The 21,159-nt window shown below is 71.5% G+C and carries 23 protein-coding genes and 1 pseudogene; 13 read left to right on the forward strand and 11 right to left on the reverse strand.

The window, feature by feature from the left end; genetic code table 11:
- The first annotated feature begins 7 nt into the window (after window positions 1-7).
- Both FM051_RS20365 and FM051_RS20370 read left to right on the forward strand, forming a co-directional pair.
- Window positions 8-1,489: a class I adenylate-forming enzyme family protein gene (locus FM051_RS20365; protein ID WP_158845667.1), complete on the forward strand. Its 1,482-nt coding sequence runs from the start codon at window positions 8-10 to the stop codon at window positions 1,487-1,489.
- Complete coding sequence (locus FM051_RS20370; RefSeq protein WP_158845670.1) at window positions 1,486-2,529, forward strand: MBL fold metallo-hydrolase; 1,044 nt, start codon at window positions 1,486-1,488, stop codon at window positions 2,527-2,529. Before FM051_RS20365 ends, FM051_RS20370 begins: the two co-directional genes overlap by 4 nt.
- 5 nt (window positions 2,530-2,534) lie before the next feature.
- On the opposite strand, the pseudogene FM051_RS50120 reads toward FM051_RS20370, so the two are convergent.
- A pseudogene (locus tag FM051_RS50120) lies at window positions 2,535-2,849 on the reverse strand (phosphotransferase); the annotation flags it as partial.
- The gene (locus FM051_RS20380; RefSeq protein WP_238412516.1) at window positions 2,846-3,862 is read right to left on the reverse strand and encodes an acyl-CoA dehydrogenase family protein; all 1,017 of its coding nucleotides are present in this window, start codon (window positions 3,860-3,862) and stop codon (window positions 2,846-2,848) included. The gene FM051_RS20380 and the pseudogene FM051_RS50120, both read right to left, overlap by 4 nt.
- Window positions 3,863-4,255: 393 nt before the next feature.
- Here FM051_RS20380 and FM051_RS20385 point away from each other — a divergent pair, with 393 nt between their 5' ends.
- Together FM051_RS20385 and FM051_RS20390 are read left to right on the forward strand one after the other, a co-directional pair.
- On the forward strand, window positions 4,256-4,696 hold the full coding sequence (locus tag FM051_RS20385; RefSeq protein ID WP_158845677.1) for an Lrp/AsnC family transcriptional regulator: 441 nt from the start codon (window positions 4,256-4,258) through the stop codon (window positions 4,694-4,696).
- A 127-nt stretch (window positions 4,697-4,823) separates the two neighbouring features.
- Window positions 4,824-4,982 carry a hypothetical protein gene (locus FM051_RS20390; RefSeq protein ID WP_158845680.1) on the forward strand — a complete coding sequence of 53 codons (159 nt, stop codon included), beginning with the start codon at window positions 4,824-4,826 and terminating at the stop codon, window positions 4,980-4,982.
- Between the two features lie 90 nt (window positions 4,983-5,072).
- Here the strand turns inward: FM051_RS20390 and FM051_RS20395 are convergent, their stop codons facing one another.
- Window positions 5,073-5,231 (reverse strand): DUF1059 domain-containing protein, encoded by a 159-nt coding sequence (locus FM051_RS20395; RefSeq protein ID WP_158845683.1) that lies wholly within the window; start codon window positions 5,229-5,231, stop codon window positions 5,073-5,075.
- A 41-nt stretch (window positions 5,232-5,272) separates the two neighbouring features.
- Between FM051_RS20395 and FM051_RS20400 the strand changes: the two genes are divergently transcribed.
- From FM051_RS20400 to FM051_RS20410, 3 genes are all read left to right on the forward strand, one after another.
- A complete protein-coding gene (locus FM051_RS20400) occupies window positions 5,273-6,022 on the forward strand; it encodes an AfsR/SARP family transcriptional regulator (protein ID WP_158845686.1) in 750 nt (249 codons plus the stop codon).
- Window positions 6,023-6,398: 376 nt separating this feature from the next.
- Window positions 6,399-8,456: an elongation factor G gene (fusA, locus tag FM051_RS20405; RefSeq protein WP_158845689.1), complete on the forward strand. Its 2,058-nt coding sequence runs from the start codon at window positions 6,399-6,401 to the stop codon at window positions 8,454-8,456.
- Window positions 8,457-8,685: 229 nt separating this feature from the next.
- Complete coding sequence (locus tag FM051_RS20410) at window positions 8,686-10,101, forward strand: hypothetical protein (RefSeq protein WP_202918936.1); 1,416 nt, start codon at window positions 8,686-8,688, stop codon at window positions 10,099-10,101.
- Window positions 10,102-10,276: 175 nt separating this feature from the next.
- Here the strand turns inward: FM051_RS20410 and FM051_RS20415 are convergent, their stop codons facing one another.
- Window positions 10,277-10,483 carry an NAD(P)-dependent oxidoreductase gene (locus FM051_RS20415; protein WP_238412517.1) on the reverse strand — a complete coding sequence of 69 codons (207 nt, stop codon included), beginning with the start codon at window positions 10,481-10,483 and terminating at the stop codon, window positions 10,277-10,279.
- Between the two features lie 31 nt (window positions 10,484-10,514).
- Entirely contained in the window at window positions 10,515-10,886 is a 372-nt protein-coding gene (locus FM051_RS20420) for a DoxX family protein (RefSeq protein WP_158845692.1), read from the reverse strand.
- Window positions 10,887-11,507: 621 nt separating this feature from the next.
- On the opposite strand from FM051_RS20420, the gene FM051_RS20425 reads away from it, so the two are divergent.
- The 4 genes from FM051_RS20425 to FM051_RS20440 all read left to right on the forward strand — a co-directional run bounded on the left by FM051_RS20425 (window position 11,508) and on the right by FM051_RS20440 (window position 13,352).
- A complete protein-coding gene (locus tag FM051_RS20425) occupies window positions 11,508-11,936 on the forward strand; it encodes a DUF6292 family protein (protein ID WP_158845696.1) in 429 nt (142 codons plus the stop codon).
- 40 nt (window positions 11,937-11,976) lie between these two features.
- Window positions 11,977-12,159: a helix-turn-helix domain-containing protein gene (locus tag FM051_RS54000; RefSeq protein ID WP_202918937.1), complete on the forward strand. Its 183-nt coding sequence runs from the start codon at window positions 11,977-11,979 to the stop codon at window positions 12,157-12,159.
- Window positions 12,160-12,275: 116 nt separating this feature from the next.
- Entirely contained in the window at window positions 12,276-12,566 is a 291-nt protein-coding gene (locus tag FM051_RS53210) for a pentapeptide repeat-containing protein (RefSeq protein WP_274383656.1), read from the forward strand.
- Window positions 12,567-12,764: 198 nt separating this feature from the next.
- Window positions 12,765-13,352, forward strand: a complete 588-nt coding sequence (locus tag FM051_RS20440) for a TetR/AcrR family transcriptional regulator (protein WP_158845702.1) — start codon at window positions 12,765-12,767, stop codon at window positions 13,350-13,352.
- 158 nt (window positions 13,353-13,510) lie between these two features.
- Here FM051_RS20440 and FM051_RS20445 read toward each other — a convergent pair whose 3' ends face one another.
- From FM051_RS20445 to FM051_RS20455, 3 genes are read right to left on the reverse strand one after another with little or no spacing between them, the layout of a single operon-like run.
- Entirely contained in the window at window positions 13,511-13,885 is a 375-nt protein-coding gene (locus FM051_RS20445) for an MmcQ/YjbR family DNA-binding protein (RefSeq protein WP_158845705.1), read from the reverse strand.
- A gap of 18 nt (window positions 13,886-13,903) precedes the next feature.
- Complete coding sequence (locus FM051_RS20450; RefSeq protein ID WP_202918938.1) at window positions 13,904-15,121, reverse strand: MFS transporter; 1,218 nt, start codon at window positions 15,119-15,121, stop codon at window positions 13,904-13,906.
- Complete coding sequence (locus FM051_RS20455) at window positions 15,108-16,424, reverse strand: FAD-dependent oxidoreductase (protein WP_158845708.1); 1,317 nt, start codon at window positions 16,422-16,424, stop codon at window positions 15,108-15,110. The genes FM051_RS20450 and FM051_RS20455 overlap by 14 nt, the downstream gene beginning before the upstream one ends.
- A gap of 102 nt (window positions 16,425-16,526) precedes the next feature.
- Here FM051_RS20455 and FM051_RS20460 point away from each other — a divergent pair, with 102 nt between their 5' ends.
- Window positions 16,527-17,378, forward strand: a complete 852-nt coding sequence (locus tag FM051_RS20460; RefSeq protein WP_158845711.1) for a helix-turn-helix domain-containing GNAT family N-acetyltransferase — start codon at window positions 16,527-16,529, stop codon at window positions 17,376-17,378.
- A gap of 159 nt (window positions 17,379-17,537) precedes the next feature.
- On the opposite strand, the gene FM051_RS20465 is transcribed toward FM051_RS20460, so the two are convergent.
- Entirely contained in the window at window positions 17,538-18,773 is a 1,236-nt protein-coding gene (locus tag FM051_RS20465; protein WP_158845714.1) for a GNAT family N-acetyltransferase, read from the reverse strand.
- A gap of 539 nt (window positions 18,774-19,312) precedes the next feature.
- On the opposite strand from FM051_RS20465, the gene FM051_RS20470 reads away from it, so the two are divergent.
- A complete protein-coding gene (locus tag FM051_RS20470) occupies window positions 19,313-19,795 on the forward strand; it encodes a DinB family protein (RefSeq protein WP_202918939.1) in 483 nt (160 codons plus the stop codon).
- A 12-nt stretch (window positions 19,796-19,807) separates the two neighbouring features.
- Here FM051_RS20470 and FM051_RS20475 read toward each other — a convergent pair whose 3' ends face one another.
- Window positions 19,808-20,260, reverse strand: coding sequence for a hypothetical protein (locus tag FM051_RS20475; protein ID WP_158845716.1), 453 nt, complete (start codon window positions 20,258-20,260; stop codon window positions 19,808-19,810).
- Window positions 20,261-20,333: 73 nt separating this feature from the next.
- On the reverse strand, window positions 20,334-21,077 hold the full coding sequence (locus FM051_RS20480) for an AAA family ATPase (RefSeq protein WP_158845719.1): 744 nt from the start codon (window positions 21,075-21,077) through the stop codon (window positions 20,334-20,336).
- Between the last annotated feature and the right edge of the window lie 82 nt (window positions 21,078-21,159).

The raw sequence follows: 21,159 nt of genomic DNA on the forward strand, positions 1-21,159 counted from the left end.
GGAACCGGTGCGACAGGTGGTGCGGGATTTCGTGCGGCGGGCCGAGGAGGGCGACTTCCTGGCCGTGGTGGACGACGAGGGCGAGCACACCGCACGCGAGTTGCTGCGGCGGGCCCACGAGCTGGCGGCCGTGCTCGACGAGAACGCGACCGTGCTGGCGCAGGCCGACAACTCGTGGCGCACGGTCGCCGCGACGCTCGCCGTCGGCCTGCGCGGCTGCGTGCTCGCCCTGGTCAACCGCCACACCACGGCGGCGGAGTTCGCGTCGGCGTTCGACGACATCCGGCCGGACGCGGTGCCGGCCGAGCCGTCCGCGCTGGACGAGTGGTCTGTCGCGCCCCTGGTCGACGGGACGTCCCACGCGGTGTTCGACGGCTGGGTCGTGTGCACCTCGACGGCGGTCCGGGACGCCTCCCGGTGGGCGGGTGGCACCCTGATCGGCCTCACCTCAGGGGCGACGGGCCGGGCCAAGGGCGTCGTGCAGACCGAAGACGCGCTGCGTTACGCCTGCACGAGCACTGCCGAGATCAACGGACTGCGCGAGGGGGACGCGATCGCCGCGATCGTGCCGCTCTCCTCGGCCGCCGCCTACACCTTCGGCGTCTACCTGGGACTGCTGCTGCGTGGTGCCCTCGTGCTGCGCGGGAAGTGGGAACCGCCGGCCGTGCTCGACCGGCTGGCGCGCAACCACGTGCGCTGGACCATGTGCGTCCCCACGATGGCGCTGCAACTCGCCGCCGCGGCCGGCGGATCGCGTCCGCTCTCGGGTGTCCGCTCGATCACCGTGGGCGGCGGCCCGATGGACGCGGCGGCACTCGCCCGCGCGGAGAACGCGCTCGGCACGCGCGTCCTGCGGGTGTTCGGCATGTCCGAATGCCTGGGGCACACCTCCCCGAGGCCCGACGAGCCGGCGGAGATCCGCCTGGGGTGCGACGGCAGGCCGTTCGCCGACACCGTGGTCCGGGCGGTCGACGCCGACGGCGCCGTGCTGGCCACGGGCGAGGTGGGCCGCGCCCAGGTGCGCGGACCGTCCCTGTTCCTCGGCTACGCCCGGTCCGGGGCGGTCGAACCCGCCGAGGTCACCCCAGACGGGTTCTTCCCCACCGGAGACCTGGTGGTCGTGCACGGGAACGGCACGATCACGATCATGGGCCGGGAGAAGGACGTGATCATCAGGGGTGGCCGCAACATCGACATCACCGAGGTCGAGCGGGCGGTCGCGAGCTGCCCTCGGGTCGACCTCGCCTGCGTGGTCCCGGTGCCCGACGAACTGCTCGGTGAACGGGTGGCCGCCCTGGTGGTGACGGCCGACGACCGGCCGATGGCGCTCGACGAGCTCGTCGGGCACCTGCGGTCCGCCGGCCTGGCCAAGACGAAGTGGCCCGAGTTCGTCTTCGCCGTGCCGGACGTGCCGAAGACGAAGGTCGGCAAGGTGTCCCGAGCCGCCGCCCGTGACATGGCCCGCGAGCTGCACGCGGGCATGGAGTGAGCGACTGGGCCGAGCCCGGCGCCCATCCCGTGGCGCCCGGGGTCCACCGCGTCCCGTTGCCCCTGCCCGGTGACGGGCTGCGTGCGGTCAACGTCTACCTGCTCGACACCGCCGACGGGATCGTCATGGTGGACGGCGGTTGGGCGTTGCCCGCCGCACGCCTGCGGCTGGAGCGCGCGATGGCCTCGATCAGGCACGACCTCGGGGAGATCCGGCGGATCCTGGTGACCCACGTGCACCGCGACCACTACACCCAGGCCGTCGAGCTGCGCAGGCTGTTCGGCGCGCGGGTGGCGCTCGGGGCGGGGGAGCGGCACGGCCTGGAGATGCTGAACCGCATCCGCAGCAACATCCCGGTCAGCTCGCTGGATGCGTTGCGCCGCAACGGGGCGGACGACCTGGCCGAGCGGGTGGCCCGCACGCTGGACGACTTCGACGCCACGATCTGGGGAGCGCCGGACGAGTGGCTGTCCGCGGGCGAACTGGCCGTCGGTGACCGCACCCTGCGGGTGATCCCCACCCCCGGACACACCGAGGGACACGTCGTCTTCCTGGACGAGAGCGAGAGGTTGCTGTTCGCCGGCGATCACGTGCTGCCCCACATCACGCCGTCGATCGGGTTCGAACTCGGGGAGCCGGGCTCGCCCCTCGCGGACTACCTGCGGTCGCTGCGGCTCATGACGACCTTCGCCGACGCACGCCTGCTCCCCGCGCACGGGCCGGTCGCCGACAGCACCCACGCACGGGTCGCGGACCTGCTGGCACACCACGACACCCGGCTCGCGGAGGCAGCCGAGGCGCTGGGTGAACAGGTGCTGGACGCGCACGCCGTGGCGCGCAGGCTCACCTGGACCCGCAGGCGGATCGGGTTCGCGGACCTCGACGACTTCAACCGGATGCTCGCGGTCAACGAGACCGCGGCCCACCTCCGGGTGCTCGTCGGCACCGGGCGGGCCACGGTCGTCACGGCGGACGGCGCGTCCACGTGCGTGAGGAGGGCCGCGTCGTCCCCGTCCCGCAGCACCGTGCCGTCCACGTAGGACGTGATGGTGAAGGGCACGCCGAGCACACCGGCGTCCGAACACGACACGACGGCCTGTGGCACGGGCACGCCCGCCCGTCCGAGGGCCTCCACCACCCGGTACTCGCGGACGACGTCGTGTGCCGATGGTGTGAGCGTGCCGAGCGGAGGCCGCCGCAGCACCCACCTGTGCACGCCGTCGCTGACCGCGTAGGTGAGGTTCGACCGACCGCCGTGCAGCACGCGTGCCTCGACCGTGCCGGCGTACTGCGGCACCGTGCGTTCCAGGAACCGGTGCAGTGCGTCGACGTCCAGGCCCACCGCCGTGCCCCGGCTCATCGGCGCGCCTTCACCGCGCGCTTCGCGATCGCCCACCGGTGGGTCTCGGACGGGCCGTCGTAGATGCGGAACGGCCGGACCTCCCGGTACAGGCGGGACAGCGCGACGTCACCGGAGACGCCGAGCGCCCCGCACACCTGCACCGACCGGTCGACCACGCGGTTCACCGCCTCGGACACGAACGTCTTGGCGATCGACGTGTGCTGCGCGCCCGGCCTGCCCTGGTCGAGTTCCCAGCAGGCACGCCACAGCAGCGCGCGGCTCGCCTCGATGTCGATCTCCGAGTCGGCCAGGAGTTGTTGCACCATGCCGAGTTCGGCGAGCGGCCGGCCGAAGGCGGACCGGGAGGCCGCGCGGTCGAGTGCGATGTCCCGCGCCCGCCGGGCCACGCCCAGCCACCGCATGCAGTGCGTCAGGCGGGCGGGCCCGAGGCGGACCTGGGCGTAGGCGAAACCCTGGTCGACCTCGCCGAGCACCTGGTCGTCGGACACCTCGCAGCCGTCGAACAACACCTCGCTGTGGCCCGCGAACAGCCCTTCGTCGAGCGTGTCGATGTTCCGCACGATCTTCATGCCGGGGTTGTCCGCGTCGACCAGGAACATGGTCGCCCCACCGGCTGAACCCGGCTCGCCGCTCGTGCGCGCCATGCAGATCGCGAACGCCGCGCCGTCGGCCCCGCTGATGAACCACTTCCGGCCGTCGATGCGCCAACCGCCGGCGACGCGGGTCGCGGTGGTGGCGAGAGCGCGCGGATCGGACCCGGCGCCGGGCGAGGGTTCCGTCATCGCGAAGCACGAGCGGACGGCACCGGCCGCGAGCGGCCCGAGATACCGCTCCCGCTGCCGGTCGTCCGCGACCACGTGCAGCAGGTGCGTGTTGCCCTCGTCGGGCGCCGCGCAGTTGAGCGCGAGCGGCCCGAACAGCGAGTACCCCGCTTCCTCGAACACGACCGCCTGACCGCGCAGATCGAGCCCGAGACCACCCCACTGCCGGGCCACGTGCGGCGCGAACACCCCGGCCTCCCCTCGCCGCCTCCTGGAGCCGTGTGCGCAGTGCCTCGGGACCGTCGTGCAGCACACCGCCGTGCGCTCGTTCCTCGGGGATGACCACGTCGCGGACGAACCGCGCCGTGCGGTCGGCCAACTCCGCGACCTCGTCGTCGATCTCGAACCCGATGGCCACTACCGCTCCCTCGATACCCGCTCGCGAGTGTGCCGCGACCCTAACTGAATTCAACTTAGTCGTCCACCGGCGTGGTCACGTCGACGGCGACCCTTCGCCGGTGCTCCAGGGGCCGAGCCGAGCGTGGCGAGAGCGCGCTTCCAATCCGAAGCGGTCTCGCGGAAGCCGCGACATGTGGTTGCGAAGATTGCTCGGCAGACGACCGTGTGTGCAACTATCTGGTCGTGGATGCCACCGACTGGGCAATCATCGCCGAGTTGGAGCGTGATGGGCGGCTGACGAACGTCGAGTTGGCCCATCGGGTCGGGCTCACCACCGGGCCGTGCCTGCGGCGCGTTCAGCGGCTGGAAGCCGACGGCGTCATCCGCGGCTACCGGGCCGTCATCGACCCCGCCGCCGTGGGGCGGTCGTTCGAGGTGCTGCTCGACCTCACCCTCGAAGCCCAGGACGCGGACACGGTCGGGCACTTCGAGCAGACCATGGCGCAGGCGTCGGAGGTCGTCGAGTTGCGCAGGCTGTTCGGCAGCCCGGACTACTTCGTGCGCGTGGCCGTCGCCGATCTGGCCGCCTACGAGACGTTCCTCAGCCGGCACGTGATGACCATTCCCCGCGTCGAGCGCGTCATCTCCCGTTTCACGATGAAGACCATCAAGCCCGCCCGGTAGCGGCCTCGACCGGGTCGTGGTCGGGCGCCAAGGGTTCGCCAAGGTTCGGGCAACGTGCCGCCAAAGGGTGCGAGCAACCCTCTGCCGCACAGGCGCGAGAAGCGCCCGGAGCCCAGGAGGGATACCGATGGCGAAGATCATCCGCTGCGACGACGGCGTCGTCCTTCGCGGCGAGACCGACGAGGAACTGCTGGCCGCCGCGTTCGCGCACATCCGCGACGCGCACCCGGAGCTGGACGGGTCCCTGACCCGCGAACAGCTGCTCGCGATGGCCGTCCAGGAGTGAACCACCACGGCGCGGGCCGGGCCGCGCTGAAGCACGCGATGACCGTGGCCGCCCCCCTGATGCGGGGGTGGCCAGGGCGCGTGCGCGTCGTCAGTCGACGGTCTCCGCCATCGAGAGCAGCTGTTCGCCCGAGATGGTGCCGACGAGCTGTGGGTGTGCGGTGCGGATGTGGTCGTTGGCGGCGGCGAGCAGTTCCTCGTCCGTCCCGCCCCGGACCACGTACCCGCACTCGCAGGTGATGATCTTCATCGAACGGGCCTCCGCCTCCCATAATGGACGCGGAGGCTGCCATGGACCAGAGCCCTTCGCCCCGGATCCAGCTGTGCGGACGGTTCGCCGTCGAGGTGGGCGGCAGGCCGGTCGAGGGCCTGCGCGGGAGGCAGTGCAGGCCGCTGCTGGGCTACCTGGTGCTGCACCGGCCCCGGCCGGTGCAGCGGTCCGAGCTGGTCGACGCCCTGTGGGGCGAGCAGCCGCCGCCGGCGGCGGACTCGGCGCTCTCGGCCCTGCTGTCCAACCTGCGGCACGTCCTGGGGTGGGAGCTGAGCGCGCGGAGCGAGGTCCGGCTCCGCGTTCCGGACGGCACGTTCGTCGACGCGGAGGCGGCCGTCGAGAACGTGCACTCGGCCGAGGCCGCACTGCACACGGGCGACATGACCACCGCCTACGCGACGGCTCTCATCGCGAACTACATCACCCGCCGGACGTTCCTCCCGGGTTTCGACGCACCGTGGATCGAGCGGTGGCGCAGACTGCTCGCCGACGTCCGGCTGCGCGCGGTGGAGGCCTTCGCGACCGCCGCGCTGGCCATCGGCGGCTCGGAGCTCGCCGGCGCCGACCGGGCCACCCGTGAGCTGGTCGAGCTGGCCCCCTACCGGGAAAGCGCGCAGGAGCTGCGGATGCGCGTGCTGTCCGCGCTCGGCAACACGGCCGAGGCCCTGCTGGGCTACGAGGCGTTCCGGCACCGGTTGCGCGACGACCTGGGGGTGGACCCCGGCACGCGGCTGCAGGCGGCGCACCGGGAGCTGCTGACCGGCTCCTGAGCACGCACCCTTGATCGCGTCCATCGGAAAATCGGTTCCAAGTCCACATCGGAGCCCCTACACTTCGGCCGGACAACGCGCGCTGACTCGATTTGCGCAGCGCGCCCGTGACGGATGAGGGGAGCCGGCCGTGCGCTACCGCACCGCTGTCGTCGTTCCCCCGTCGCGTTACGAGGTGATCCTGGTGTCTCCCGGAGTCCGGTGCCGGCCGCGCGGCCCGCTCCGGAGCGTCGTGACGAACGCCTGACCTTCCCCCTGCACGGCCGTGATTCGGCCGGTCGGTCCCCCTTGCGCCGCAACGGGTTCCGCAGGGCACGGGTGTGTTCGTCCGGAATCGCGCCGACCTGATCCGGATCACCTCGAAAGGCGCTGTGCCGTGCGCACCGACCTGCACCTCCACCACACGCTCCCGCTGACCGGCGTCCGCAACCTCGGCATCCTGGCCCACGTCGACGCCGGCAAGACCACCCTCACCGAACGAGTCCTGTACGTCACCGGCACGACCTACAAACGCGGCGAGGTCCACGACGGCACCACCGTCACCGACTTCGACTCCCAGGAACGCGACCGCGGCATCACCATCTTCGCCGCGGCCGTGAGCTGCACGTGGGACGACCACCGGATCAACCTGATCGACACACCCGGCCACGTCGACTTCTCCGGCGAGGTCGAACGCTCGCTCCGGGTGCTCGACGGCGCGGTCGTGGTGTTCGACGGTGTCGCGGGCGTCGAGCCGCAGAGCGAGTCGGTCTGGCGACAGGCCGACCTGCGAGGCGTGCCGCGGATCGCGTTCGTCAACAAGCTGGACCGGGCCGGCGCCGACCTCGACACGGTCGTGGCGTCGATCCGCGAGCGGCTGCACCCGGTTCCGCTGGTGGTCCAACTCCCGATCGGCAAGGAGGACGGGTTCGTCGGCGTCGTCGATCTCGTGCAGATGCGGTCGTTGGTGTGGACCGAGGGTGGCGACGAGTTCGGGGAAGGGCCTGTGCCGGAGGCGTTGCGGGACGAGGCGCACCGACGGCGACGACTGCTGGAGGAAGCGGTGGCGGAACTCCACCCGGCCGCGCTGGAGGAGTTCTGCGCGGAGTCCGCGGTCTCGGCGCGGACGTTGACGTCCGCGTTGCGCGACCTGACCCGCACCGGCGACGGCGTGGTCGTGCTGTGCGGATCGGCTTACCGCAACCGCGGGGTCGAACCGCTGCTGGACGCGGTCGTGGCCTACCTGCCTTCACCCTTGGACGTGCCGCCGGTGCGCGGTGTCCGGGGCGACGCTACGCACGAGCGGGCCGCGGACCCGACCGGGCCGTTCGCGGCGCTGGTGTTCAAGGTGAACTCGACCACGACGGGCCGGTTGACGTACCTCCGCGTGTACTCGGGGACGCTCCACAAAGGAGAGGCGGTGTTGGACGCCGGAGCCGGGCGCGTCGAGCGGATCGGCAGGATCCTGCGGGTCCAGGCGGATCGGCACGCGTCGGTGCCCCTGGCGGTGGCCGGGGACATCGTCGCGGTGGTCGGGCTGAAGTCGGCGCGCGCCGGGGCGACCCTCTGCGCGCCCACGGCTCCTCTGGTGCTGGAACCACTGACGGCGGCGGCTCCGGTCGTCTCCGTCGCGGTCGAGCCGCGCACGGGTGCGGAGACCGACCGGTTGATGTCGGCCCTGGCGCAGTTGGTGGAGGAAGACCCGACGCTGGCGGTCAGGACGGACGGCGAGACCGGTCAGACCGTGCTGTCCGGAATGGGTGAGCTGCACCTGGAGGTGGCGGTGGAGAAGGTGCGCCTCGACCACCGGCTCGACCTCGCCGTCGGGCGGACGAGGGTGGCCTACCGCGAGACGGTTGCCCGCGGTGTCTCCGGATTCGTCTACCGGCACGTCAAACAGGAAGGAGGTGCGGGACAGTTCGCCCACGTCGTCCTCGACACGGAGCCGATGGAGATCGCCCCTGGTGCGGTCGAGTTCGATTTCCGGTCGACCGTCACCGGTGGTCGGGTTCCGCGGGAGTACGTGCGAGCGGTGGAGGCGGGCTGTCGGGACGCGCTGGCCGAAGGACCTCTCGGCGGCCATCCCGTGACCGGACTGCGGGTCACGCTGACCGATGGGGCGACCCACCCCAAGGACTCCTCGGAGATGGCGTTCCGCACCGCGGGCAGGCTCGCGCTCCGGGACGCCCTGCGCGCCGGCACGATGGCGCTGCTGGAGCCGGTCGCCGAAGTCACGGTCACCGTGCCCGACGGCAACGTGGGCAGCGTGCTCGGTGACCTCGCGGCTCGACGCGGCCGGATCCTCGGGTCCGCCGCACGTGCCGGCACGACGGTGATCACGGCGAGCGTGCCGCTGGCCGAACTGTTCGGCTACGCGACCCGACTGCGCAGCCGGACCCAGGGCCGGGGAACGTTCACCACCCGCCTGACCGGCTACGCCCCGGCGCCGATGTAACCGGCGACGACGGCCCGCCCATCCACCGATGGGCGGGCCTCGCCGTTCAGCGATGCCCGCTTTTCGTCGGTCTCCCGCCAAGGAAATCGCCAAACCCGCGAGGACAACCCCTTATGGACACGCGGGTCTGTGCATGCCACTCTTCTCGCTGCCCGACGGGACACCGCCCGTGACCGGCCGACAGGTCGTCGCGAACCCCGCCCCTGTGACCTTCGTGGAGAGACTCGCCGTGTCGAGACGCTGGCTCTTCCTGTCCGTCGTCGCCGTGGTCATCGCCTCCGCTGTGGGGGTCGCAGTGTGGACAGCGTCCGCCGACGAGACCGCCGCACCGGTTCCCGACAACACGGCGGTCGCGCACAGCGGCGAGTGCCCCACCGGCCCCGAGTCGGCCAAGTGTGCGTCGACCACCAGCGCGCCGGCCTCGCCATCGCCGACGACCACCACCGCGCCCCCGACCACCACGGTGACCTCGGTCCCGCCGGCGGCGGCGGACTGCGGGAGGCCGGCCGGCGCATCGCCGGTGGTGAACGTGACCGACGTGAACGTGGGGGTTCCCGTTACCGGCTACGGGCGGGAAGGGGACACCGAACCGCTGCCCATGGCGATCGCGGCCACGCCTCTCGGTGATTCCTGGGTCGCGTGGTTGGGCACCGACAGCCGGGTCTACCTGGGCAAGCTCGACTGCGCCGACCGGCTGGTCGGGACGCCCACCAGTTTCGAGGGCATCGACCTCCAGGACGTCCAAGCCGACCGCGACGGCGGTGTCGTGCTGCTCACCCGCCGGGGCGAGTGCCACGACGGACCGTTGTGCGGCGGCGCGTCCAGCCCGTGCAACACCATGTGGATGATCCGCTTCGACAACTCGGGTCAGCAGGTCTGGGCACGCCAGGTCACGAACCTCGACGAGCGCCGCGGCGGCTACGACGACGGCGCCCGGTTCATCTGGTGGTACCAGCACCACGGCCGCCTGGCCTTCGACGGCACGAACTACGCGGCGTACTTCGGCGTCGCCATCACCGTCCGGAACGGCAACTGCGTCGACATCCACGAGGGCGACCGGATGCAGGTGGTCGACGCGAACGGGTCCCTGGTCCCCGGACACCCCGACGGCTTCGAAGTGGGTTGCAGCCACAGCTGGACGGCACGCGTGGTGTGGGACCCGCGCACCGGTCACTACGTGAGGGTCTGTGCCACGGACAACGGGTGCCGCATCGCGCAGCCGAACCCCTACCGCACGGTGGCCGCCGGCACCTGCGACGGCACCTTGTTCGGTGGTGACCTCGTCCTGGCGAGCACCCCCGGCTACTGGACCGCGTGGAGCCAGGGCGGCCAGGCGCGTCTCTCGCACTTCACCAACGGCCAAGCCGACAACACCATCACCACCGCCGCCCGATCGAGTCACCCGCACCTGGTGGGCTACGGGACCGGTCGGATGCTGCTGGCCTGGGAAACGGGCACCTCGATGGCCGCGCAGGTGTACGACGCGGGCAGCGGCAAGACCGTGGGCAGTCAGTTCACCATCAACGCGCGGGACCACGACTACCAGGCGTTCAAGGCCTACGCCGACGGCAGCGTCGCCTACCCGGCCGCCGGCGGCAACACCACGTCGATCCGGATCGCGCGCGTGATGCCGCTCGGCAGCTGATCCGGCTCGGCAACTGATCCGGCACGGCACCGAACCGGCACGGCACCGAACGCGTCGGACCGCGACGGATCCGCCGCACCGTCCCGGACAAGGCCGACCACGTCCGCAACCGTGAGAAGGCGGCTTCGGTGGCGGTCGGCCGCCGAAGTCCGCCCCCCGGGTGACTACCGGTGGTTCAGTTGCTGATGGCGGGCATGGTTCGGCGGTAACGGGTGTCGGTGAGTTGGGGGACGAGGAAGGCGGCGATGTCCGGGCGGGTCATCGCGGAGCCGATCTTGTCGTGGCCCAGGAAGCCGGACTTGATCCGACCGGTGGCGGGTTTGGTGACCGGGTTCGTGATCCGGCCGATGGCACCGGTCGCACCGAAGACGGTGACGCGCATGAGGGTCCTTGTGTGGGTCAGAGGTCGGGGGCTAGATGGCGTAGGGGCCGAAGCGACCCCAGGCGACCACGGCCGCCAGGACCAGCAGGACGGCGTTGAAGGCGATCGCGGAGAGTTCCTCGCGGCGGACGTGGATAAGCGCGGCGAGGATCATCGTGATCACCAGCCCGGAGGCGGCCAGCGGGGTGAGGACGGGGGCGATACCGGTGGCCGCGGGCAGGATCAGCCCCAGAGCGGCGGCGAACTCCACGATGCCGATGAGGCGGACGGTGGTGGGGGAGAAGTCGGCGACCCACGGCATCTTTTCGACGAGCTTGTCCTTGGGCTGGGTGGACTTCATGACACCGGCCATCGCGAACATGGCGGCGAGCACGGCCTGGACGATCCACAGGAAGACGTTCACGGGGAGCGGGGATCCTTCGGGTCGGAACGGGGAGGGGAGTGCTCGGGGTCAGCCGCGGCTGCCGAAGACCTTGGCGGTGGACAGCCCCATGCCGGGGCCGGCCCCGACGATGGCGAGCGTGGGCACGATCGGTTCTTTCTTCCGGTAGTGCGGGTGTTCCGGGAGCGGGTCGGTAAATGGAACGCCCCTTCCCGTTTCCGCGTCAGCCTAACAACAGAAGTGGTCCCGTTGTTCCACTTAGCTGCAGTGGGGGCATGACACAGTCCGTCACTTCACCTGAAAGCCCAGGTCAACAGGCCGTTGGTCGAGGCCCCGACCCCCGCCGCGCTCTACCGCGCCATGACCCGGCTGGCGCGCGCCGCGTCGCAGACCTCCTGAAGCCCTGGATTCGGGGGCGACCCGCGCGGACCGCATCCGTGGATGCAGCTCGTCTGCGTCGTCCGAGTCCGCCGTGCTGTGACTCGGATGCACGTCGGGGGCGTTGATCGGGCGGCGCGTTGCGGCAACGCGACTCACCTGAATGGCCTAATGCGGTGTGGGTCGAGCGGATGCAGACTGACCAATTGAGATGGGCGGTTGGGTGGGGGCGGGCGTTCGGCCGGTGCGCAGGTGGAGGTCGTCATGGTCGAGATCGAGGTGGAAGGCCCGGAGGATCGGGGCCTGCGGCAGTACCTGCGGCTGATCGCCAGGCGGCTGGGGATCGATCTGGAGTCGTGCTGGTACGAGTGCGCGCCGGCCGCCACCGCCTACATCGCGTTGGACGAGCGGCTGCCGCTGCATCCGGACAACGACCTGGCGTTGGTCTGGGACGAGTACACCGGGTGGTGCGCCGGGATCGAGGTCGGCAGGGGAGCGGAACTCGTGGCGCTGACGTACCTGGGGCCGCCGGTGCTGCCATCTCCGGAAGCGGTGACGGTGTTCGTCTCCGACCTGATCGCCGGCAGGCGCCCCGACCACCCCGAACCGCCCGACATGCCGACGCAGGGCGGAGACGACCTCGCCGACCTGCTCGCGCACTACGCCGTCGGAGAGCTCGCCGGTATCCTTTGACGCGGATCGCAGGGTTCGGGTGAGAGCTGCTCCGCATGTCGTGGAAGTCGGTCCGTCGTGTTCAGCCGGGGACCTCGCCCGCCACTTTCCTGCGATGAGTCGCCCGGCGGTGTCCCGGCACCTGCGGGTTCTTGTCGGAGCCGGTCTCATCGCTGCTCGCCGTGACGGCAATCGCCGGCTCTACCGACCAGTGAGACCACCGACGGTTGGGTTCACTTCCTGAAGCGCCTTGCCGACGAACTCCACGGTCACCGGGCTGACGATGAGATCATCGAGACCGACCGCTCCCGGGTGTCCGCGCACCCACCGAAGACATGCCCTGCTTGAAGGCGCGATCTGATCCGGCCCGTAACGTTCGCGGGCACCGCGCGGTTCACCGGGGCGAGGTTCGCGGGCGAAGCCCGGTTCGCCGGCGCCGATTTCCGCAGCACGGCCCGGTTCACCGACGCGACCTTCGAGGGCGACGTGCTGTTCGCCGACGCCGGTCGCAGCGAGGCCTGGTGGTTTCTCGGCGCGAAGGTGACGAACCTCAACGCCGTGCTGGAGGTGCCGGGTTTCCACGTGGCCGCGGACGGCTCCATCGTCGCCGACTCCCGGATCGGGCCCGACGAACTACGGTCGGACCGGTGAGACGCGTCCGACGAGGTGGTCGACGTGCGCGACCAGTCGGTCCGCATCAGCTCGCGCAGCTCCGCCACCTGTCGGTGTCCGTGAGGCTCGTTCTCGGCGGGACGCGCTCGTTCCGGCGGTAAAGTGGGCATGTGCCCACCATAGTGGGCAAGCGCCCACTCATCAACGGTGGAGCCGACGAGGGAAAGAGGTGTGCACGTGCCGACAGGTGTGGCCATCCGTGACGCGCGCCGGCAGTTGTTCGACGCCGCCGAGCGCGTCCTGCTCCGGGACGGGCCGAACGCGCTGACCAGCCGTGCGGTCACCACGGAGGCAGGCTGCGCCAAGGGCGTGCTGCACCGGCACTTCACCGACTTCGACGGCTTCCTCGCCGAACTCGTGCACGATCGCATCGGCCGGATCGAGCACCGGGCCGCCGCCCTGCGCGAGTCCGCCGGGACGGGCACCGTCGCCGACAACCTCACCGGCGCGCTGACGGACCTGTTCGAGTCGATCGCGGTGGCGATCGTCGGTCTCGTCATCTCCCGCGACGAACTGCGCGCCCGACTGCGCCAGGCCTCACCGACCGGCGTCCCGCTCCTGGCGGAAGCCGCGGCCATGATCGCGTCCTACCTCACCGCCGAGCGCGAACTGGGCCGCATCGCCGCGGATGCCGACGTCGACACCCTCGCGCCCACGCTGATCGGGACCGGGCACATGCTGTTCGCCGACCGGACCGGCGCCCCGCCGGAGCCCGGAGCCCTCCACAAGGTCGTGACCGCGGTGATCGCCGGCGTCGTGCGATGACCGCAGTCGTCCATCGCGGAAGACGGAGACGTGGGTCATGAGGTGGCCGGCGACGGCAACATCGACGTCTGCACCACCCTCACCGCGGAACGCGGCTGGGCGCCCGATCGGATCGAACAGTGGTGGACCGAGGTGCCGGCACGAGAACTGCTGAGTGCTCAACCACCGCGAGTGGTGGCCGAAGAGCTGTCGGCGGGGTCGGGCACTTGGGCGACCAGGTCCTCGGGAGCGGACAGCCGCCAGGCCTCGAAGACCAGCTCGGACAACTCGTCGGCCTCGATGCCCGCCAGGTAGACCACGACCCAGCCGAAGCCGCCGGCCGTGAACTGCTCCTCGAAGACGTCCGGCCGCTCGGCGACCAGCGCCAGCTGCTCGGACAGCGTCTGTTTCAAGCCGACCGTCTGCGTGCGCGGCCAGTAGTAGCCGAACCGCTTGCCGCGCACGCTGAACGAGCTGTACTGCCCGCCTTCCGAGCGTTCGACGTCGACGAGCGCGTTCACCATCCGGAAGAACTCGTCACTACCCACAACCACCGCAGCCCCCAAGAAGTCCTACTTCGAAGTGTAGGTCTCACCTCCTCGTGGCACGGACTTGAGGGAGATGCCCGCCGCGACGACACCCAAAGCGGCCAGGACGGTGAACACCGCCGGGTATCCGCCGAGAGTCCCGGCGAGCGCGGTCGCCGCCCACGGGGCCACCGCGGCGGTGACGGTCAGCGGGAAGTGGAGGAGGCCGCTGAGTCGCCCGTAGTGGGCGTTGCCCCAGCGGTCGGAGACGGCGGTCGCGTGGACGAGGGTGAAGATGCCCCGAACGGCGCCCGACAGGACGGCGACGGCGATCAACACGACCGCGGGGCCGGGGATCAGTCCTAAGAGGAGGGTGCTGGCGGAGGCGGTCAGCAGAATGCCCGCTGTCCTGGCCCGCACGCCGGTTCTGGCCACCAACCGGCCGTAACCGATGCGTCCGACGACTTGGCCGACGCCTCCCAGGCCCAGCGCCCAAGCGGCGGTGGTCGTGGACAAGCCGCGCTCGGCGAACAGCGGCACGAGGGCGACGACGATCGCGTAGATGGCCAGTGCGCCGAGGCTCATCGAGACGGTCAGCAGCACGAACGGTCGGCTGCGGGCGATCGTGGTCGGATGGCGGGCGTCCGTCGCGGCCGGGTGGGCGGGCCACGGCAGCCGCAGGCCGAACAGGTGCGCGGGCACCGTGAGCACGGCCAGCATCGCGGCGAGCACCAGGTACGTCTCCCGCCAGCTGAGGTGGGCGGCCAACGCGGCGGTGAGCGGGGCGAACACCGTGCTCGCCAACCCGCCCGCCAGCGTCACGGCGGTCATCGCCGCGACCCGGCGTTCCTCGCCGTGCCAGCGGGTGAGGGCGGCGAACGCCGGCTGGTACAGCACCCCGGCCATGGCCACGCCGACCAGCACCCACCCCGCGTAGAACAACGGCAACGACCGCGCCGCCGCGACCACCGCCAACGCCGCCACCGCGAGCAGCGACCCGACCGTCATCACCACCCGCGGCCCGTGCCGGTCGAGCAGCCTGCCGACCGGCACCCCGACCACCGCGCTGACCAGCTGCGCGACCGAGAACGCGCCGATCACCGCCGTGCCGGACCAGCCCGTGTCGGCCACGATGGTCGGCGCGAGCACCGGGAAGCCGTAGAACAGCACGCCCCAGCCGGTGATCTGGGTGAGGCACAAGACGGCGAGGACCCGGCGTCCCCCGATGACGCCGGGCTCCCGCGCGAGCTCAGACCCGCGCACTCGGCGCGGACAGCGTCAGGTCCGCCACCGCCAGGCCACCGCAGCACCCGCCCGAAGCCGCCGGCTCGGCGACGTCGAACACCCCGGACCCGCCGCACACGCCGGTCTCCGGCAACGTCAGCTCGACCTTCGCCGCCGCGTCGTGGTCGCCCGCGATCTCGGCGACGACACTGCGCGCCTGCTCATAGCCGGTCAAGGCGAGGAACGTCGGCGCGCGCCCGTAGCTCTTCATACCCACCAGGTACACGCCGGACTCCGGGTGCCGCAACTCGTTTGCGCCGTGCGGGTAGACGGTGCCGCACGAGTGCGCGTTCGGGTCGATGAGCGGGGCGAGCCTGGTCGGTGCCTGGAGCACCGGGTCCAAGTCCAGCCGCACCTCGGACAGCCAGGAGTGGTCCGGCCGGAACCCGGTCAGCGACACGACCTCGTCCACCGGGTCGAGCCGGTGCCCGTCCTGCGAGACCAGCACCAGCCGGTCGCCGTCGCGTTCGACGGACGCGGTGCGGAAGCCGGTGACCACCTCGACGTGCCCGGCCTTCGCCGCCGCCTGCGCCCTGAGGCCCAACGCGCCGCGCGCCGGCAACTGGTCGGCCTCGCCCCCACCGAACACGGCTCCGACCGTGCCGCGGCGCAGCAGCCACGTCACGTGCGTGCCGGGGTGCCGTTCGGCCAGGTCCGCCAGCGCGACCAGGGCGGTGAGCGCGGAGTGCCCGCTGCCCGCCACCGCGATCCGCTTGCCCGCGTACCGCGCGATTTCGCTCTCCAGGTCGGGCACGCGGTAGCCGATCCGGTCCGCCGCCTCCCGCTCACCGGCCGCCGGCAGCCCGTCGCCGCCCAGCGGGTTCGGTGAACCCCACGTTCCCGACGCGTCGACCACGGCCCGTGCGGTGATCCGCTCGCCGCCCTCGACGTGCACGGTCAGCGGCTCGCTGTCCCGGCCCGCGTCCACGACCCGGTCCCGTCCCCGGCGGGCGACCCCGACCACGCGGGCGTTCACCCGGACGTGGTCGCCGAGCGCCTGTGCCAGCGGCACCAGGTACTGCGCGGCCCACTCCTCACCGGTGGGGTAGCCGTCGGGGGTGGGTGCGCGCCACCCGGTGCCCTCCAGCAGTCGGCGTGCGGCCGGGTCGATCAGCTCCGACCACTGCGAGAACAGCCGGACGTGCCGCCACTGCGCCACCGCCGCACCCGCTTGCGGGCCCGCTTCCAGCACCAACGGCCGCAGTCCGCGCTCCAGCAGGCGAGCCGCCGCCGCCAACCCGACCGGCCCCGCCCCGACCACGACCACGGAGAGCTCGTCCACCAGGCACCTCTTTCATCGGTGTTTCTCGATCGAACGAGGAGCAATGTATCGAGGAACATAGATTGATGCAACCATCGGTGTTCGTCGATTAGTCTGGGGGTCATGACAACGACGCTGCCCGCGCCGGGCCTCGCGGCCGAGGACGCCACCACGTACGCCGAGTGGTTCGCCTGCCTGGCCGACCCGACCCGGGTGCGCCTGCTGCACACCGTCGCCACCCACCCCGGCGAGATCACCGTCGGCGCGCTCACCGAGGCCGTCGGCGTCAGCCAGTCCACCTGCTCGCACCACCTGCGCAAGCTCGCCGACGTGGGTTTCGTCCGGCTGCGCAAGGAGGGCACCGCCACGCTGGTGTCGGTGAACCCGGCGTGCTGCACCGGCCTGCCGCACGCCGCGGACGCCGTCATGGGCACCATCGTCACCCGGCCGTGCTGCCCGGCTGACCTGCCCACCGACGTCACCGTCAGGGCCCTGACCGACGACGACTGGCCCGACGTCCGCCGCATCTACGGCGAGGGCATCGCCACCCGCAACGCCACGTTCGAGACCGAGACCCCCAGCCGCCGCACGCTGGAGTCGAAGTGGCTGCCCGAGCACCGCTGGGTCGCGGTCGTCGACGGCCAGGTCGCCGGCTGGGCCGCCGCCACCCCCGTCTCGGCCCGCGAGTGCTACTCCGGCGTCGCCGAGACCTCGGTGTACGTGGGCGAAGGCTTCCGCGGTCGCGGCGTCGGCAAGTCGTTGCTGCACAAGCAGGTCACGGCGGCCGACGAAGCCGGCCTGTGGACCCTCCAGACCGCGATCTTCCCGGAGAACCGCGCCAGCATCGCCCTGCACCACTCGGCCGGCTTCCGCACCGTCGGCGTCCGCGAACGCATCGCCCAGCACCACGGCGTGTGGCGCGACACCGTCATGCTCGAACGCCGAGCCGACTCACCCTCCACCCCGACCTGCTGACCACCACCCGAGCGCAGAACTCGGCCGTCCCGAACGTTCGACTCGCGCGAGAGTCGAACACTCAACCCGCGAGAGTCCTACATTCAGACCACGTGTGTCCTACGTTCAGACCGCGAGAGTCCTACTGACGAGACTCGTGCGGGGTCGGCGAGCGCGCGGTCAGAACCAGTGCAGGCAGTGCGGGGAGCGCTCGGCGCGGAAGAGGGCGTCAGCGAGGGTGGCCGCGCCCGGGCGGTGGGCCCGGATGTGTCCGGCACGCACGAGCGTGCTCGGGGCGGTGCCGCCGAGGTAGACCGAGCCCAGGTCGCTCACGTCCAGGGACAGGTCGGCCTCCCGGTCCGTCGGGACGCAGTCGGCCTTGCCGTCCCGGACGGTCAGCAGGTAGCGGCCGTGCTCGCCGAGGAACGGGTCGTCGACGTCGAGGACGAGCTCGCCGTCCGTGAACCAGCCGCGCGCGGTCAGCGCACGCGGAACGTCCAGCAGCCGCACCCAGAGCCAGTCGGTGTCGTCGCTCACCTGGCCGGCGCGGAAGTCCGCGAGCTGCCAGCGCAGCGGGTGCTCGGGCGGGCAGTGCTTGAACACGACCCGAGTGACCAGGTCGTGTCCGAGCACGAACCGGGCCAGGGCCGTGGAGACGGCGTCGTCGGTGGCGATGGTCTCGTCGACCGTCAAGGTGCCGGACTCGCCGACCGAGTAGCTGGCGTACCCGTCCGGGACGCCGTCGGCGTCACGGTGGACGGCGACGTAGCGCGGCGCCGGAGAGACCGGGGGCTGCCCCGCGCCCAAGGCCCACCAGCGGCGCGGCCGGGACAGCGCGCCGGGCTGTGCGCGGCGGTACCGGTCGTAGACCTCTTCCAGGATCTCACCGCACTCGGCACGACGCAGCAGCTCGACCGAGCCGGTCGTCGGGGCGTCGGCCGTTCCGCGCGCCCTGGGGAGGGCGAGGGCGGCCTGGTGGCGCTGCACCGTCAGCCGAGAAGTGTAGGTCGCCGGTCCGTAGCCGAACCTGCCGTAGATCGGGGCCTCGGTGGCCAGCAGTGCGGAGAGGAACTCCCCTCGGGCCCGCAGCTCGGTGAGCTGATGCCGCATCATCGCGCTGAGCACGCCCTGGCGTCGGTGCGAGGGCAGGACGCCGACGGCGGTCACCCCGGCGGCCGGGACGAGGATCTCACCGGGCAGGGTGAGCTCGAAGGAGTACGCGGCGGCGGTGCCGACGGGCCGCCCGTCCGCCGTCATGGCGAGCAGGTTGCGGTCCATTTCGAGCGCCGACCACCAGACCCCGCCGCCCTCGGTCGGGCCCAGCGGTTCAGGTACTGGCGGGAAGCGCCCGAACGCGGCATGGAGTGTGTCGACGAAGACGTCGAGGTCCTGGTCGGTCGTGGAACGGATCTCCATTGCTGCCGCTGCCTCTCCGGGATACCGGCACCACGACTCGTGGTGTCCGGCCGCAGTCCAGCGTTGACCCGTGGCCAGATCAAGCGAATTACGGCCGGGCCCGCGGCAGGTCATCGCACAGCCCGGTCACAGCCCCGCGCCGGGGTGAGTTGCGGTGGTCGGGCTCGGCGGCGGTGATCCCCGCCGCCGGCACGGGAGGCTCAGCCCTCGGCACCACCGCGGGTGTCCGCCGGGGCGCTGTCGGAGGTCGTGGAACTGTCGAAGAGAGAGCGGTCGATGGCGCTTGAGGATCTTTCCGGTCGCGCCCTTGGGAGTGTGTCGACGAAGGCGAGCAGGTGCGGGACCTTGTAGGCGGACAAACACTCCTTGGCCCAGGCGCGCAGCGCCGCCGCGTCCGGGGACGCGTCCGGGCGCAGGCCCCGTGAGTGGACCATCACGGTCGGAAGTCCGCGACGGTCTCGGTGTCCGGGGATTGTCGGTGCCGGCTGTTAGCTTCCCGGCGGCTGTTCAGCAGCCGACCGACAGGGGGTGGGGAGCCGGTGGACGACAGCGAGAAGAACGCCTTGACGATGTTCCTGGACGCGCAGCGCGGCGCCGTGCTCGCGATCCTCGAAGGCCTCGACGGCGAAGCGTTGGCGAAGGCGGTCCTGCCCTCGGGGTGGACGCCGCTGGGCATGGTCGAACACCTCGGCTACGCCGAGCGGCACTGGTTCCAGGAAATCCTCACCGGCCGCGCCGACCCGTTGCCCTGGCCCGACGACCCCGAGCCGCTCACCACGCCGCGACCGCCGTCCGAGGTTTTCGCCTTCTACCAAGACCAATGCGAGCGGTCGAACGCCATCCTCGCCTCCACACCGCTGTCGACGCCCCCACTGGGACGCCACCCCGGAGATCTGGGGGACGAGATCACCGACCTGCGCCGGATCGTCCTGCACATGATCGAGGAGACCGCGCGCCACGCCGGCCACCTCGACGCCGTGCGGGAACTGATCGACGGGAAGACGGGACTCGGGCCCCGGTAGCTCACCGCGTCGTCACCGCGTGGCGCGCCGGATCATCAACGTCGGCGTGACCGGCCCCAGCAGCCGCAGCACGGTGGTCAACCGGGGGAGGAAGTCGCCGGGCTCGTGGATCCACCGCACCGGGCCGTCCGCGGTGACGCTCGGCGGCAGCGGCAGGTACTGGCCGCCGTTGACCAGCCGCACCTGCGGTGGCAACACCGGTCTGGCGGCACCGGCCGGGTCGAAGTCGACGGTGTCCACCAGGAACGCCCACAGGTCGGCCGACAGCGCCACCGCCGGCAGCACCGCGTCGATCTGCCGGCCGATCCGGGCGCTCACCACCAGACCGGCGATACCGCGCCCGGTGGGCAGGTGCACGTTGCCGTCCGACAGGACCAGCGGCCAACGCCTGCCGATGGCCAGGCGTTCCACGGTCGCGTGCAGCTGGTTGGCGTAACTGGCGGCGCACGCCGCTGAGTCGTCCACGGATTCCCCCATCCCTCGGCGGAAGCAGTCGACAGAGGTTCGGAGGTGGGGGCCGTGTCGGTTCGACCAGGGCTCAAGCGCCGGTGAGGTGACGCAGGTACGCCTCGGGGTTGTTCAGGTACCGACGCCAGTGGTCGACCAGTTCCAGGTCCGCCCACGTGGTTCGGCGCAGACCGTGCTCACCGACCTCGATGATGTCGGCTCCCGGCGTGGAGGCCAGGATCGGCGAGTGGGTCGCGCACACGACCTGCGCCCCCGATTCGCCGAGTTCGTGCATCAGAGCCACGAGCTGGAGACAAGCGGTGAACGACAGCGCCGACTCGGGTTCGTCCATCACGTAGAAGCCGGGGTCGCGGAACATCGCCCGGAACACGGCCAGGAAACCTTCACCGTGGCTGAGCCGGGAAGTGTCCTCCTCCCAGTAGCCGGGCACACCGCCGAACGCCTCGGTCATCCCGAACGCGGTCTCGGCACGCAGGAAGAACCCCTTCTTCCTCAACCGGGGCCCGGCCAGCATCGCCGCGCCCCGCGAGGTCGTCTCCAGCCGCAGCACCTCGCCGAGCGGCGTCTTGGTCGGATCGGCGTTGCCGAACACCCGAGCCGCCCGGCCGCCCCGCGCGTCGAGCTTGAACCCCTCGGCGATGGCCTCGACCAACGTCGACTTGCCGGAGCCGTTGTCACCGACCAGGAAAGTCACCGGACGGGTGAACTCCACCCCGTGCTCGACCACCTCCGCCACGGCCGGAACCGTGTACGGCCAGTGGCGGCGGTCGGCGGGACGCAGGGATTCCGGCACGTAGGCCCGGCTGACGAACACGAACACACTCCTAGCCGTAGCGGGACCGGCACGACGGCCGGACATCGGGCGGTCGCCCACGACGTAGCGTGCCGGATCGGAC

The sequence above is a fragment of the Saccharothrix deserti genome (assembly GCF_009769385.1).
GTDB classification, from domain to species: domain Bacteria; phylum Actinomycetota; class Actinomycetes; order Mycobacteriales; family Pseudonocardiaceae; genus Actinosynnema; species Actinosynnema deserti.